The sequence below is a fragment of the Bradyrhizobium sp. 157 genome (genome assembly GCF_023073815.1).
Lineage (GTDB): Bacteria > Pseudomonadota > Alphaproteobacteria > Rhizobiales > Xanthobacteraceae > Bradyrhizobium.
Map to the genome: position 1 here is coordinate 97613 of NZ_JADPKF010000073.1, position 15125 is coordinate 112737.

Annotated in this window: 13 protein-coding genes; 11 read left to right on the top strand and 2 right to left on the bottom strand. The window is 62.5% G+C overall.

The window, feature by feature from the left end; genetic code table 11:
• Positions 1-15 precede the first annotated feature (15 nt).
• Genes IVA95_RS16225 through IVA95_RS16235 form a run of 3 tightly spaced genes read left to right on the top strand, consistent with a single transcriptional unit; the run spans position 16 to position 3073 of the window.
• Complete coding sequence (locus tag IVA95_RS16225; protein ID WP_247511371.1) at positions 16-1548, top strand: CHASE3 domain-containing protein; 1533 nt, start codon at positions 16-18, stop codon at positions 1546-1548.
• On the top strand, positions 1545-1985 hold the full coding sequence (locus tag IVA95_RS16230) for a response regulator (RefSeq protein ID WP_213247449.1): 441 nt from the start codon (positions 1545-1547) through the stop codon (positions 1983-1985). Before IVA95_RS16225 ends, IVA95_RS16230 begins: the two co-directional genes overlap by 4 nt.
• Positions 1982-3073 carry a histidine kinase dimerization/phosphoacceptor domain -containing protein gene (locus IVA95_RS16235; RefSeq protein ID WP_247511372.1) on the top strand — a complete coding sequence of 364 codons (1092 nt, stop codon included), beginning with the start codon at positions 1982-1984 and terminating at the stop codon, positions 3071-3073. The genes IVA95_RS16230 and IVA95_RS16235 overlap by 4 nt, the downstream gene beginning before the upstream one ends.
• Before the next feature lies 1 nt (position 3074).
• On the opposite strand, the gene IVA95_RS16240 is transcribed toward IVA95_RS16235, so the two are convergent.
• Positions 3075-3863 (bottom strand): IclR family transcriptional regulator, encoded by a 789-nt coding sequence (locus IVA95_RS16240; protein WP_247511373.1) that lies wholly within the window; start codon positions 3861-3863, stop codon positions 3075-3077.
• A 169-nt stretch (positions 3864-4032) separates the two neighbouring features.
• On the opposite strand from IVA95_RS16240, the gene IVA95_RS16245 reads away from it, so the two are divergent.
• The 6 genes from IVA95_RS16245 to IVA95_RS16270 are packed head-to-tail and all read left to right on the top strand — an operon-like array spanning position 4033 to position 8661.
• Positions 4033-5010, top strand: coding sequence for a tripartite tricarboxylate transporter substrate binding protein (locus tag IVA95_RS16245; RefSeq protein ID WP_247511374.1), 978 nt, complete (start codon positions 4033-4035; stop codon positions 5008-5010).
• 11 nt (positions 5011-5021) lie between these two features.
• Positions 5022-5639, top strand: a complete 618-nt coding sequence (locus IVA95_RS16250; protein WP_247511375.1) for a flavin reductase family protein — start codon at positions 5022-5024, stop codon at positions 5637-5639.
• 46 nt (positions 5640-5685) lie between these two features.
• Complete coding sequence (locus tag IVA95_RS16255; protein WP_247511376.1) at positions 5686-6540, top strand: fumarylacetoacetate hydrolase family protein; 855 nt, start codon at positions 5686-5688, stop codon at positions 6538-6540.
• Between the two features lie 3 nt (positions 6541-6543).
• A complete protein-coding gene (gene hpaH / locus IVA95_RS16260) occupies positions 6544-7347 on the top strand; it encodes a 2-oxo-hept-4-ene-1,7-dioate hydratase (RefSeq protein WP_247511377.1) in 804 nt (267 codons plus the stop codon).
• A gap of 29 nt (positions 7348-7376) precedes the next feature.
• Positions 7377-7760, top strand: coding sequence for a RidA family protein (locus IVA95_RS16265; RefSeq protein ID WP_247511378.1), 384 nt, complete (start codon positions 7377-7379; stop codon positions 7758-7760).
• A gap of 25 nt (positions 7761-7785) precedes the next feature.
• Positions 7786-8661: an amidohydrolase family protein gene (locus IVA95_RS16270; RefSeq protein WP_247511379.1), complete on the top strand. Its 876-nt coding sequence runs from the start codon at positions 7786-7788 to the stop codon at positions 8659-8661.
• Between the two features lie 61 nt (positions 8662-8722).
• On the opposite strand, the gene IVA95_RS16275 is transcribed toward IVA95_RS16270, so the two are convergent.
• Positions 8723-12049 (bottom strand): adenylate/guanylate cyclase domain-containing protein, encoded by a 3327-nt coding sequence (locus IVA95_RS16275; RefSeq protein WP_247511380.1) that lies wholly within the window; start codon positions 12047-12049, stop codon positions 8723-8725.
• Between the two features lie 643 nt (positions 12050-12692).
• On the opposite strand from IVA95_RS16275, the gene IVA95_RS16280 reads away from it, so the two are divergent.
• Both IVA95_RS16280 and IVA95_RS16285 read left to right on the top strand, forming a co-directional pair.
• Positions 12693-13520 carry an MBL fold metallo-hydrolase gene (locus IVA95_RS16280; protein ID WP_247511381.1) on the top strand — a complete coding sequence of 276 codons (828 nt, stop codon included), beginning with the start codon at positions 12693-12695 and terminating at the stop codon, positions 13518-13520.
• Between the two features lie 50 nt (positions 13521-13570).
• Entirely contained in the window at positions 13571-14956 is a 1386-nt protein-coding gene (locus tag IVA95_RS16285) for an FAD-binding protein (RefSeq protein WP_247511382.1), read from the top strand.
• Positions 14957-15125: the final 169 nt, after the last annotated feature.

The window sequence follows — 15125 nt, forward strand, 5'->3', positions numbered from 1 at the left end:
ATGTACCGAGATCTTGTGACCGCTGATGCTCAGCGCCGGCGCGCCATGGGACAAATTCTGCTGCTCGCGGCGGCATTGTTGGTGCTGGTAGCCGTCAGCGCCGCCTCCGTCATGCTCGTCAACGAAGCGCGGAAGGCCAACGCTTCGGTAGTTCACACCATTGAGGTGCAGAATCACCTCAATGCCCTGCTTTTGGAAATACGGCGAGCCGAAAGCGGCGCCCGCGGCTATCTCTTGACCTCGGGACCGGAGTTTCTTCGCGACCACGATTCTGCAGTGTCCAATGTCCTGCCCTATTTCGAAAAGGTGGAGCGATCGACGAGCGACAACGCCGCCCAGGTCGAACACTTAAAGAAGCTGCGGCCAGCGATCGAGACCCGGCTCAGCCAGTTCGCCAAAGAGATGACTTTCGTCAAGCAGGGCGATCCGCAGAGTGCTACCGCCCTGGTGCGCGAAGCGGCTGCCGGCGATACGAGCACGATCATCCACGATGTCGCACAGGCTATGCGGGCCGAGGAAGACCGGCTGTTTCTGGCACGCACTGCAACCGCAGATCGCACTCAGCAGTTGGCCTCGCTGGTGACGGTGGCGGGATCTGGCCTCGTGATCGCGCTCGCCGGAATTTCGATCTTTCTGGTGCGACGCTCATCGCGCGCCCGCGACGAGGCCGAGACGCAATTGCGCGACAGCAATCTCAATCTCGAAAACACCATCGACGAGCGCACGGCGGACCTGCGCGAGGCCAATGACGAGATCCAGCGCTTCGCCTATATCGTCAGCCACGATCTGCGCTCACCGCTGGTGAACATCATGGGCTTCACCAGCGAGCTCGAGGAATTGCGCGGGGACATCTTCAAACGGATCGCAGCACTTTCCCGCGCGCAATCCGAAGCGCCGCCCGCCCCGGAAAATGCCACCGATACCGCCGAGCCCGTACTCGAAGGTCCCGACAGGAAGCTCTCAGAGGATTTCTCCGAGGCGCTCGCCTTCATTAAATCGTCGATCGGCAAGATGGATCGGCTGATATCGGCGATTCTCAATCTCACCCGCGAGGGGCGGCGCGAGTTCGAGCCGGTCTGGATCAATACCAAAGAGCTGATCGAAGGCATTGTGGCGACCGTGGCGCACCAGGCCGCGGAAGCCCAGGCCGAGATCCGGATCGACGCATTGCCGAATATCGTCAGCGATCGCCTTGCGCTGGAGCAGATATTCTCCAATCTGATCGACAATGCGCTCAAATATCTCAAGACCGGCGTCCCCGGCGAAATCACGGTTCGCGGCCGCACCAAGCTCGGCTTTGCGGTTTTCGAGATAACAGACAATGGCCGCGGCATCGATCCTAAGGACCATCAGCGCATTTTCGATTTGTTCCGCCGCGCGGGAACCCAGGACAAGCCGGGACAAGGCATCGGGCTTGCCCATGTCCGCGCATTGGTGCGCCGCTTGGGAGGAACCATGTCGGTCGCATCGGAACTTCACCAGGGCAGCACGTTCACGATCACGCTGCCTATTAATTGGCCAGCGGGTAACCGGAATATACGGACATGAGTAATCCAGTCACCATCATCATGATTGAGGACGACGAGGGCCATGCTCGCCTGATCGAACGGAATATCCGCCGATCCGGCGTCAACAACGAGATAATACCGTTCACCAGCGGTACAGAAGCGCTGAACTATCTGTTCGGCAAGGACGGGACGGGCCTCGACCACAAGGGCGGCGCGCTCCTGATTCTGCTCGATCTCAACTTGCCCGATACGTCCGGCATCGACATTCTGAAGCGGGTGAAGGAAAACCAGTATCTCAAGACCACGCCGGTCGTGGTGCTGACTACGACCGACGACTCCTACGAGATCAAGCGCTGCTACGAACTCGGTTGCAACGTCTACATCACCAAGCCCGTGAACTACGAAAGCTTCGCCAACGCCATTCGCCAGCTCGGTCTGTTCTTCTCCGTTATTCAGGTCCCTCCGGCCGCCACATGAAACCCGCAACGCCGACACTGCTCTATATCGACGACGACGCCGGCCTCGCCCGGCTGGTCGACCGCGGCCTGACGCGGGCAGGCTTCAAGGTCGTGCACGCGGCGGGCGGCGAAGAGGGGCTGGCGCGGCTGGCGCAAGGCGGCATCGACGTGATTGCGCTCGACCAGTTCATGCCGGGTCTCGACGGCCTCGAAACGCTGGAACGGATCATGGCGATACCGGACGCTCCGCCGGTGGTGTTTGTCACGGCCGCGCAGGATTCGGCGATTGCTGTCACGGCGCTGAAGGCCGGCGCCGCCGACTATCTCGTCAAGGACGTCAGGGGCGATTTCATTCCGCTGCTTCAGGTCGCGATCGACGGCGCGCTCAGGCAGGCCGAGCTTCAACGGGCCCGCGACGAGGCCGAAGCGGAGGTTCACGCCTCACGCGACCGCTATGCGGCGCTCGCCGCCGAACGTGAAGTGCTGCTGCGCGAAGTCAACCACCGCGTCGGCAACTCCTTGCAGATCATCGCCTCGCTGCTGCACCTGCAGGCCAATTCGGCGACCCAGGAGGACGTCAAGGCGGCGCTGACCAATGCGATGGGCCGCGTCGCCGCGGTCGCCCAGGTCCACCGTCGTCTCTATACTTCGCACGATCTCAAGAGCGTGCTCTTGAACCAGTATCTCGAAGCTCTGCTGGAAGATCTCCGCCGTTCGGCCGAGGGCAACAAGATGTCGCGGCTGACGCTCAAGGCCGAACCGATCGAGATCGACCCGGACCGCGCGGTGGCGATCGGCATCATCGTCAACGAACTGGTGATGAACGCCGTCAAATACGCCTATCCCGATGGCGCCGGTCCCATTCACGTCGAGCTCAAGCCCGACGGCGAAGACCTCGTGGTCTCGATCGCGGACGACGGCGTCGGCCTCAACGCCAAGTCAGACCCGCGTTCCACCGGCATGGGACAACGCATCGTGAGCGCCATGGCCGCCAAACTGGATGCCAGTGCCGAGCGCGATCCCAACCACCACGGCACCAGGATCGTACTGCGCTTCCGCCGCGTCGCGGCAGCGGCGCCGAAGTCGAACAACGCCGCGGCGAGTTAGGCTAATTCCTAGCCATCGCCGCTTCGATCGCGCGCGCAGCCGAGATGAGAACGTCCGCCACCTCGATCGCACGACGCGGGCTCAACCTGTTGCGGATGGCGGAGAGCGTAATCGCGGCGGCTGGCTGGCCGTCCGGCGTGCGGATCCAGGCAGAAAGTGACTTCGTGCCCTGCACGAGGCCGACATCGCGCAGATTGTAACCTCGGCGCCGCGCGAGCTGGATCTGGCCGAGCACGGTGGCCGTATCCGTCCGGTAAGCACCAAATCTTGTTTCGTTGGCGAGCACGATCTTGCGCGCCTCCGCTGACGGCATGGCGGCCAGGATCGCCACTCCAGCGCTGCTGACGCCCAGGGGACGGCGTACACCGACCTCGATCGACAAGACCTGGATCGGATAGCTGCCGATGCGGCGCGCCACGCAAAGCGTATCGAGGCCGGTGCGTACCGTGAGAAACAAGGTATCGCCAAGTTTCGCCGACGCCGCCGCCAGATGCGGCTCGGCCGCAATCAACAGTGGCGAGCGCGACGGACGCGCCAGCGCCAGTTCGGGCACCTGGCGCCCAACGACATAATTTCCCGTCCGCTCGCTGCGCTCGACGATCCCCTCCTCGATCAGCACATGCACGATGCGATGTACCGTAGGGCGCGCGAGCGAGGTCGCCTGCACGACTTCAGCCAGCGGTACGCCTCGTTCCCCGCCAACCGCGAGCGTCCGCAGCACGGCCAACGCGCGGCGGATCGCCTGCCCACCCTGTAGCGGCCCTCGTGCCTTTAACCGACCGTTCGTCATACGTCTTGCCCGCTGTCCACAATGTGGACAAAAACACCACAATTTGGTCGACAGCGGAAGGGCTGCGCGCAAGATCGCGGCGCGGAACAATACATGCGCATGCCGCTCGGACGGCGCTCGCGCAAAACAAGAATGTAGCGGTAGATGTGCCGCTTTTCGGGAGGATGCGATGAAACTTTTCGCGATCGCAGGCGTCGCTCTGTCGGCGCTGTTCACGGCAGCGTTGAACACACCGGCAGACGCCCAGCAATGGCCGGCGCGTCAGGTCAAGCTGATCGTCCCTTACCCGGCAGGCGGCAATGTCGATGGCGCTGCGCGCGTCATCGCCGACAGGCTGCAGGCGAAGCTCGGCCAGCCGTTCATCGTGGAAAACAAGGCCGGTGCCGGCGGACTGATCGCCGGCGAGGCGTTCGCGAAAACGCCGCCCGACGGCTATGCCTTGTTCGTCGGCGCCAATGGTCCGGTGCTGTTCGCACCCGAGATCGCCAAGCGTGAGGCCTACAACTGGAAGCGGGACTTCGTTCCCATCACTTCGATCTCGATGACGCCGCTGGTGCTCGAAGTGCATCCGTCGGTGAAGGCCAAGGATCTGAAGGAGTTCATCGAGCTCGCGCGCCGCGATCCGGGCAAGCTGACGATGGCCTCGCCCGGCCAGGGCACCACCAACCATCTGCTGAGCGAACTGATGCAGTCGACACTGGGCCTGCAATGGCTGACGGTGCATTACCGAGGCAACGCGCCCGCTCTCAACGACCTCATCGGCGGACAGGTGCAGTTTGCGCTGGACCAGATCTCCGTCGGATTGCCTTCGATCAAGAGCGGTATGCTGCGTGCGCTCGCCGTCACCGGCAGCCACCGTGCCTCCTGGCTGCCCGATGTCCCGACCTTCACTGAACTCGGCTACAAGGAATTCGACGGCCAGACTTTTACCGGCCTGTTCGCGCCGGCTGGTACGCCGGCCGAGATCGTGACCAAGCTCCACGATACTCTCGCAGAGATCCTGAAAGATCCCGCGATCGTTCAGAAATTCAACGCGCTTGGCGCCGAGGCCGTATCTATGACGCCGGCAGAGTTCACGAGCTACCTCGAACGCGAGGACGCCAAGTGGATTCCCGTCGTACGCAAGGCGAACATCAAGGCTGATTGAAGCGCATCGCGATGCTGATCGATCCTGCATATCTCGATGCTGAAACGGCTTACCGGCTGATCACGGGCGTTGTCGTGCCCCGTCCGATTGCCTGGGTAACCAGCCTGTCGAGCGGCGGCGTGCTCAACCTCGCCCCGTTCTCTGCCTTTACGTTCGTCTCCCCGAAGCCCCCGATGCTGGCCATCAGCGTCGGCCGCAAGGGTGGAATCTACAAGGATACGGCGCAGAACATCCTCAACAACGAGGAATACGTCGTTCACATCGCAGATTCCAGCCTGATGACCGCGGTGCATGAGAGCTCCACCGAACATCCGTCCGACGTCAGCGAAGTCGAGGAATTGCGGCTTTCGACGCTGCCGGGAGAGCGAATCAAGGTGCCTCATCTCGCGGCCGCGCCGATTGCGATGGAATGCCGCTTCCGCCAATGCCTCGAATTCGGCGAGACCCGCAGCCGGCTCATCGTCGGCGAAGTGCTGGTCTTCCACATCAGGGATGGCCTTTTGAATAACGGCAAGATCGAGACCGAGGCGCTCGACCCGATCGCCCGCATCGCCGGTCCGCGTTACGCCAAGCTCGGCGAGATCGTCACCCTGAAACCCGTGTTTCAGACTTCGAAGACTGAATCCTGAAGCGTGCCGCGCCATCGCGCGCCGCGCTGATCCGGAGACCGATCGCATGCATCTTGTAAGCTATCTAGCAAACGGCAAGCCGCGCTTTGGCGCCAGCATCCCCGGCGGGGTCGTCGACCTGACCGAACGAACGAACTTTGCCGACCTGCGGGCGCTGATCGCCGTAGGCGGACTGGATATCGCGCGTCAGGCGATTGCCGGACAGAAGCCGGACTATGCACTCGAGGACATCACGCTGCTGCCGCCGATCCCGGCTCCGGAAAAGCTCTGGTGCATCGGCGTCAACTACAAAGACCGCAACGCCGAGTACAAGGATAACTCGGACCTGCCGAAATATCCGAGCCTGTTCGTCCGCAACCCCTCCTCCGTCGTCGGATCCGATCAGCCGATCGAGAAGCCGAAGGTCTCCGAACAGCTCGATTACGAGGGCGAGCTTGTGATCGTGATCGGCAAGGAAGGCCGGCACATTCCCCGCGAGCGTGCATGGGAGCACATATTCGGCATGACGCTGTGCAACGAGGGCAGCGTTCGCGACTGGCTGCACCACGGCAAGTTCAACGTCACCCAAGGCAAGAATTTTGACCGCTCGGGCAGCATCGGGCCGTGGATCGTCACGTCAGACGAATGCGATCCGCGCGGCCCCCACGACATCATCACCCGTGTCAACGGCGAGGTACGCCAGAGCGACTCCACCGAGCGACTGATGTTCCCGTTCGATTACCTGATCGCCTACCTCTCGACCTTTGCCACCTTAAGACCCGGCGACATGATCGCGACCGGTACCCCGACCGGGGCTGGCGCCCGATTCACGCCGCCGCGCTGGCTCAAGGTCGGCGACGTCGTCGAGGTCGAGTCCGGAAAGATCGGCATCCTTCGCAACACCGTGGCGGCGGAGCAATAGAAGATGCTCGATCAACAAACCGTCGAACGGCTGGCGCAGCGCCTCGATGACGCCGAACGCAGCAAGTCGCTGATCCCTGCGTTCACCCGCGAGCACCCGGATCTCACGATCGAGGACGCCTACGCCATTCAGCGCGCCTGGACCAAGTTGCAGCTATCCCGCGGCCGCATCGTCAGGGGCCACAAGATCGGCCTGACATCGAAAGCGATGCAAAACGCCGTCGGTATTTCCGAGCCGGATTACGGCGTGCTGTTCGCCGACATGTTCTATCCCGACGCGTCGCCGATCCCGTTCGATCGTTTCCGTGCTCCCCGTATCGAGGTTGAGTTGGCCTTCATGCTGAAGGCGCCGTTGAAGGGACCGGATTGCACGCTGTTCGACGTGCTCAACGCGACCGATTACGTCACGCCGGCGCTCGAAATCCTGGAAACCCGGATGCATCGCGTCGATCCCGAGACGAAGGCGCCGCGCAAGGTGATGGATACGATCTCCGACAATGCCGCGAATGCCGCACTGGTCGTCGGTGGCCGGCCCATTCGCCCGCTCGACGCCGACCTGCGCTGGATCGGCGCGCTTCTATTCCGCAACGGCCAGATCGAGGAGACCGGCATCGCCGCGGGCGTGCTCAATCACCCCGCCAACGGCGTGGCCTGGCTCGCCGACCGGCTGGCTGCCCAAGGCGAATATCTCGAAGCCGGTGAAGTGGTGCTGGCCGGATCGTTTACGCGCCCGGTCGAGATCATCAAGGGCGACACGTTTCATGCCGATTACGGCCGGTTCGGTTCGGTATCCTGCCAGTTCGTCTGAACGAGAAGCATCCCGAAGGGAGAGCAGCGATGACAAGGCGCAAGAGCATTCATATCGGCGAATTCAAGCACGCCAATCCCATTCCGAACGCCTGCCGCATCGGCAATCTCCTGATGTCCGGCGTCATCCTCGGCCGTGATCCCGCGACCGGCGCGATGCCCGAACGCATCGAGGACCAGTGCGCCAACATGTTCGCGCATATAAAGGCAATCGTGGAAGCCGGCGGCGGCACGACCGATGACATCATCAAGATGACGGTATGGCTGCAGGACCGCAAGCAGCGCGCGCCGGTCAATACCGAATGGCTGAAGATGTTTCCCGACGAGCACTCTCGCCCCGCCCGCCATGCATTGCAGATGGACATGGAGAATGGCGCGCTCGTGCAATGCGATTTCACTGCCGTGATCGACTGACCGCGATCAGACAAGGAAAACCGAGATGCCGACCTATCTTCCGTTCGATCCGAACCCGCGCCGCCCCTCAAAACTGCCGCCGCCTAAGAGCATCGACAGCCAGTTTCACGTACTGGGGCCGCTGGAAAAATATCCGGTGCGTCCGGGTGCCGCCTACCAGATGCCGACCGCGACTTGGGAGGCTGCGCTTCGCGTCCACAAGGCGCTCGGCATCGAGCGCGGCATCATCGTGCAGACCACGACCTATGGCGCCGATCATTCGGTGGTGCTCGACGGCCTCGCGGCGATGGGACCGAACTATCGCGGCTGCGCCAATGCGCTGGTGTTTGCCGAAGCCGATGACGCCTATCTCGCCAAGCTGCACGATGCTGGTGTTCGCGGCGCCCGTTTCAGCTTCCGGCAGGAACTCGGCGCGGTGCTCTCGGACAGGGATTTTGCCCGCGCCATCGCGAAGATTCGCGAACTCGGCTGGTACGCAAAAATTCAGCCGGAGAAAGACGGCATCGTCTCCAGCGTCGCCAAGTACGAAAATCTCGACGTGCCGGTGCTGATCGATCACATGGCACGCCCTGACCCGACCCGCGGCAAGGACGACCCGAACTTGCGGAAGATGCTGGAGCTCCTGTCGAAGGGCAATTTCTGGGTGATGCTGTCGCTCGGCGAAAAGACCTCGAAGAACGGCCCGCCCTGGGACGACGTCATTCCGATCGCGCGCGCCTATATCGAGGCGGCGCCCGACCGTTGCGTCTGGGCCAGCGACTGGCCGCACCCGGTCTCGGTGGTGCAGCCGCCCAACGATGCCGACCTGCTCGAACTACTCTACCGCTACGTGGCCGATGAAGCGGAGCTGAAGCGGATCCTGGTCACCAACCCGGCCAAACTATTCGGTTACGAGGATTAGACTCGATCCGTACCACCAAACGGCTTGCCACACGACCTTCGCGTGCTTTTTCCAGACGCTGTCAAATGCCATCGAGCAAGGCTCTGGCCTCACGGTGATCGACGGTTTCGAAGCCCTCGGTGAACGAGCCATAGATATCGGCGAGTTCATCATAGGCTTGCTCTTTTCGATCACCCGCCGCCAGAAGCCGCGCGAGCCTTGTACTGGCCCGCAGGAGAAGCGCGCGGGCACTTTGGGCTTGCGCGCTCTCCATGGCGCGCCGAAAGCAGCGTTCCGCCTCCGCTTGGTCACCGTTTGCCAGAGCGAGATTGCCCTCGAGAACGTGCAGACTGGCGTCGGCCCAGTGCTCCTCATTGCGCTCTGCGACAGCGCGGGCCTCGGCGAGATTGACGATCGCGTCCTCAAGCCGTTGCGCTCGGCGGTAAAGGTCAGCAAGGATCCCCAAATAGTGCGGCAAACGCAGCTCAGCACCGGTGGCCCGCAGGTCCCGCACACCGACGCGAACGCGTTCGATACCATCCTCGACGTCGCCCTCCTCGGCGACGGCCCAGCCGGTCATGATCGCGGCCCAGGCCTCATAGTAGCTGAACCCGTGTTCCGTGCAGATTGAGCGAGCCGCTTCGGCACGAGCGCGGACTTCCGTCGGCTCGCGACGGAACTGGTGAAGCATCGCCGCGTAGGCGAGTGCCACCGCCAAGCTAAACGGGTGGACGAGTCGATGGGCCAGATCGATTGCATCCTGCATCGACCGAAGCGCGGTGTCCGCGAACCCAAGATGCCAGTCGACATGAGCCCTATAGGCGCGGCCGAAGACGTGGATGTTGACGCCGCGCGACAAGGCATTGGCAGGATCGCCAGCCTGCACGATCTTTGCACTGCTAATCTCCAAGTGCTCGCGCGCCGATCGGTGCTCGCCCTGGTGGAATAGATTGAACGCCAGGGCATTGTGCGCGTCGGCCTGCATCACGGGATCCTCGCCTTGCTCGGCCAGGTCGACGAGCTCGGAGCACAGCTCACTCGTGCGCTGGATGTGACCGCGTACGTGATTCACATAGCACAGGCCGCGCAACGCTCTGGCGAGATGGCGACGGTGTCCGTACCGTCGCGCCAGGTGCTCCGCTCTGACGTGCGCCGTTTCGACCTCGGGAGCGGCAAAGCCCTTGGTTGCGGTCAGCGGGGGACCCAGTGCAATCTGCACCTCGAGCTCGCGGCACAACTGCTCATCGGTGGGCGGGCGGTTCTCGAGCATCTCAAGGGCCGTGGTCAGATGACTTATCGCCTCCCTGTTTGCCGATCGGCCAACCGCTAGCTGTCCGGCCCGTAACCAAAAGTCGATCGCCCGATCGGCATGCCCGGCTGCTGTGAGATGGTGCGCAAGGAGTTCGGGCTGACGCGCGACAAGGTCGGCGAACCGCGCCTCGAGGATGGCAGCAATCCGGCCGTGGAGCTCGCTCCGTCGACTCTTAAGCAGCGACGCGTAGGCGACGTCTTGGACCAGCGCATGCTTGAACGTATAGACCGCCTCGGGCGGTGTGCCGCGCTGAAAGACGAGCTCTGACTTCACGAGCCGGGCGAGCGCCTGGTCGAGATCAGCCGGTTCTCGTCCAGCGACTGCATCGAGGAGCTCGTAGGTGAACTCGCGGCCGATGGCGGCGCCGACCTGGACCAGATCCTTGGCCGAAGCCAGGTGATCGAGCCGGGCCATCAGGGAGTCCTGCAGACTCGCCGGAATGGCAAGCGCGCCACGCGACGTGACCGGCGCGAGACCCTCGGGCGTATTGCGCAGCATGCCCGATTCCAACACGGTCTTGGTGAGTTCTTCGATGAAGAGCGGAACGCCCTCGGTCTTCGCGGCAATCTCGTTCACCACTGCCGGAGAAAGGCGGCGCCCGCCTGACGTTTGCTCGACAAGAGCTGCCGCTGCCCGGCGCGCAAGGCGATTAAGCGTTAAGGCCGTTACGTGCGGGAAGGACGGCCAGGGCGGCGTCATCTCCGGCCGGAACGTGATGATTGCGAGCACCGGCAGGCGCTGGACCCGCTCTAGGATCAGCTCGAGAAGCTCGAGCGATGTTGGATCGAACCAGTGCGCGTCCTCAAGCACTGAGAGAACCGGCCGTCGCTGGGCCAGGCCTTCGAGCTGTGCGAGAAGCACCTCCAGTGTCTTGCGCTTTTGGGTCTGCGGCATGAGGTCGAGCGGCGGGTATCGACCGTCCGTTGGAATGCCGAGGAGAGCCGCGATAAGCGGCACGGCTTCGGTGAGATCGTCGGTCCCTTGCGCAAGCAAAGATACGAGCTTGGAGAGCCGTATTGGAGGCGTGTCGTCACGCTCGAACGCCGCCGCTCGTTCAAGCTGGTCGATGAATGGCCAGAGCACAGTATTGGCGTGGTAGGGCAAGGCACGATGGGAGATTCGAGTGTGCGGCTCATCGGCGATCCGTTCTCGGAGCGCCTCGATGAGTCGCGACTTGCCGATTCCGGCCTCCCCGGCGAGAAGCATCGCCTGACCCTCGCCATTCTTGGCGAGATGCCAGCGCTCGAGGAGAAGTCCCAGTTCCTGCTCCCGCCCAACGAGCGGGTTCAGGCCCGCTGTGTGGAGTGCCTCAAAGCGGCTCTCCGCTGCGCCCGTGCGGACGATCCGCCAAGCGTTGATCGGTTTTCCGAAGCCCCGCAGTTCGCATGGTCCGAGGTCTTCGAGCTCGAACAGCCCGCCGAGCAGGCGCCGTGTTTGCTCAGCGACGACGACTTCGCCGCTCCCGGCTACGGCCTGTAGGCGGGCGGCGAGGTTCGGGGTGTCGCCGACGACCGCTTCCTCCTGCGCCGCACCAGTGCCGAGAAGATCACCTACGACGACGAGCCCTGTCGCGATCCCAATTCGCGCGGCAAGCGGGTGGCCGTCTGGGGACCGCAAACGGCCCACGGCCTCGACGGTCGCGAGGCTGGCTGCCACCGCCCTCTCAGCCTCGTCCTCGTGCGCGCGCGGCCAGCCGAAGTAGGCCAACACGCCGTCACCCATGAACTTGGCAAGGTGTCCCTCGAAGCGTGCGATCTCGCCCGCGACTGCGTCCTGGTAGGCGGTCAGCGTCTCCCGCATGTCCTCGGGATCGAGCCGCGTGGAAAGAGACGTCGAGCCGACAAGGTCGACGATCATCACTGTGAGTTGGCGTCGCTCAGCGAGCGACGGCCGCCGGACTGAGGCGGTGGACGACGGCGCGGCCTCCAGGGCAGCGATCGCTGTTAGCAGCTTTTTTCTGTGTCCGAGCGGCAGACCAAGCTTCTCGAAGTCGGCGTCCGTGAGCGACGGCAGCACGTCAGCATCGATGGCCTGCTCGCGGAACAGCGCCGAATATTTGGAAAGGCCGAGATCTTCAAGCCACTGCGCGACGTCCATTCCGCGACGCTCCGCCAGCCAGTCCCGTTGTGAAGTTTAGCAGAGAATGGGACATTACGCGGGGATTGCTTGCCTGCGCTTGCTCGCCGTCGACCGGAGATCCCGCCGGCAATGGCCAGCGATCGACAGGCGACGGAGGCAAAGACCAGATCTGCCGCGTGATCCTGACGCCAGCACGCCCCAATAGGATCCGAACATATGCCCCGCAGCATACATCCGTGGTCCAGAAATCTCCGCCTCTGGTTCGGGTCTGGACCGCACCTCCAAGATGGCGGTGCAATTTAGCAACCTTCCCGTTCAAAACTAACGGACGCATTGATGAAGAATTGATCAGAGCAAGTATCGAAGCAGGTTTAGTGCGAGCACCATTGTGCTAAAGGAAAAAGCATAATTTCGAGTAGGACTGCTCTTGTGGGGCGGCCTGCATCGCTAGCGAAGTCTGCCGTCCCGCGGTCAACACCGTTCAAGGGAGGATGAGATGTCGCTTGATCGTCGTCATTTCCTTGCAGCTGCCGGGGGCGCTGTGGTTGGCCTCGTTGGTGGGTCATTAAGTGGAGGTGGTGCCCGAGCTCGCGCACCAGTCTCAAGAAGTCAGGCGCCAGGATTCTATCGGTTCAGTCTCGGGCAATTCCAACTCACCGTCGTGAGCGACGGCACAATTGCTTTTCCAGCGGAGGCGCTCTGGCCAGAGGCGCCTAAAGCGGAACGCGATGCCGTCCTTGCGTCGGATTTCCAGCCCACGGACAAATCTACGCTGCAGGTGAATGTGTTGGCCGTGAATACGGGCGATCGCCTTGTACTCATCGACGCAGGCTCCCGGGGAAAGATGCAGCCAACCGCCGGCCGTCTACTTCACAACCTCGCGGCCGCCGAAATCAAACCGGAGGAGGTCGACACAATCCTCATCACACATGCCCATCCGGATCACCTGTGGGGGGTTGCTGACGCGAGTGATACCGAACGGACCTTTCCAAACGCCGAGTATGTGATTAGCGAACCGGAACTGAACTTCTGGCTGCAGCCTCAGCACCCGTTCGCAAGTGATGCTAGGCGGGGCGGCCTTTATCGCCAGAACATGAAAACATTCGCGGCCATCGAGGATCGCATCCGGACCGTGAAGCCAAATGGCGAGGTGGTCCCGGGTATCACGGCGATAGCCACGCCCGGGCACACGCCGGGGCACACCTCTGTGCAGATCGCGTCCGGTTCCAACCAGATTCTCTGCACCGCAGACGTTGTTGGGAACCGCGCTGTCGCCTTCCAACACCCCGACTGGCGCGGCGGGTTCGACTTAGATCTCGAGCAAGGCGCGAAGACGCGCCGAGCCTTCCTCGATCGATGCGCAAGCGAGAAGGTGATGGTCTCGACCTACCATCTCCCGTTCCCCGGGATTGGCCATGTCGTTCGCGCGGGGACAGCGTTCAGCTGGCTTTCAAGCGATTGGAGTTGGGACGGCGTAAGTCCCACTTAAGTCCACCTAGCCCAACTGGCCGATCATTGTGTGTGAAACAGGAGGAGATCATGCAAGCCATGGCCACTGAAACCTTCATCGGCAACATGCGCGGCCCCGTCATCAGGCGAACGGACGCCGATTATGACGCCGTGCGTAGCCTCTACAACGGGATGATCGATAAGAGTCCCGAGATGATTGCGCGATGTATCGACGTCGCTGACGTTGTCACCGCCGTCAATTTTGCAAGGCAGAATGATCTCCGGGTCGCAATCCGTGGAGGCGGGCACAACGGGCCGGGCCTTGGCAGTGTCGACAACGGGCTGATGATTGACATGTCGATGATGAAAGGCGTGCGGGTCAATCCCACCGCCTGCACCGTCCGCGTCGGTCCCGGCTGCACGCAAGGCGACGTAGACCACGCCACGCATATCTACGGGCTCGCTGTGCCGGCCGGCATCGTTTCGACGACCGGGATTGCCGGCCTCACGCTCGGCGGCGGCACCGGATACCTCACCCGCAAGTATGGCCTCACCAGCGACAATCTGCTCGAGGCGGATGTCGTGCTCGCCGATGGTCGCATTGTCACAGCCAACAAGTCTGAGAATGCTGACCTCTACTGGGGCCTGCGCGGCGGCGGTGGTAATTTCGGCATTGTCACGAGCTTCCTGTTCCAGGCTCATCCGGTGAACATGGTCTATGCCGGTCCAATCTTCTGGGATCTCAAAGATGCCCGGACGATCATGCAGAAGTACAGGGATTTCCTGGCTGGCGCTCCTGAAGAGCTCGGGGCCTTTGTCGGGTTGAAGACCGTTCCGCCGGTAGACCCGTTCCCGGCTGAGCATCAGGGTAAGCGCGCCTGCGCCATCATCGGCTGCTACAATGGCGCGACAGCAGACGGCCAGGCGGTCATGGCTAAATTGCTCGCTGAACTGCCCCCGCCGCTCTTCAACTGGATGGGCGAAATGCCCTATCCGGCCCTCCAGTCCATGTTCGATCCGTTCTTCCCGAAAGGCCTGCAATGGTACTGGCGCGGCGATTTCGTGAAAGAACTGACTGACGAAGCGATTGACGCCCATATCGCCCAGGCACAGAAACTGCCGAGCCCGCTCTCGCTCATGCATCTTTATCCGATCGACGGCGCTGTCCGTCGCGTCGGCAAGACCGACACCGCCTGGAACACGCGCGACGCGACCTGGTCGATGGTCATCGCCGGCATCGATCCCAATCCGCAAAAGGCGGGCGAAATCACCCGCTGGACCAAGGGCTATTGGGAGGCCGTGCATCCCTACTCGGCTGACGGTGGCTACGTGAACTTCATGATGGACGATGGAGACGAGAGCAGGCTCAGGGCTACCTACGGTGACAATTACGATCGTCTCGTCGCCTTGAAAGCCAAATACGACCCGACGAATTTCTTCCGCGTGAACCAGAACATCCGACCGCTGCACTCGTAAACGATCACGTCCGCGCGGCTCGAGTATGTCCAAGGATCGGAGCGTTCTTTCGTTTCATGGAACGAAGGAACGCTCAGGCTTCCCCAACCATTTGCATCGGCGCGGCCCAATCTGATTGAGTTTTGACGGAAGGAACCCGCCCGCGGTCCGGCCGTGGTCGTCGTTTCGG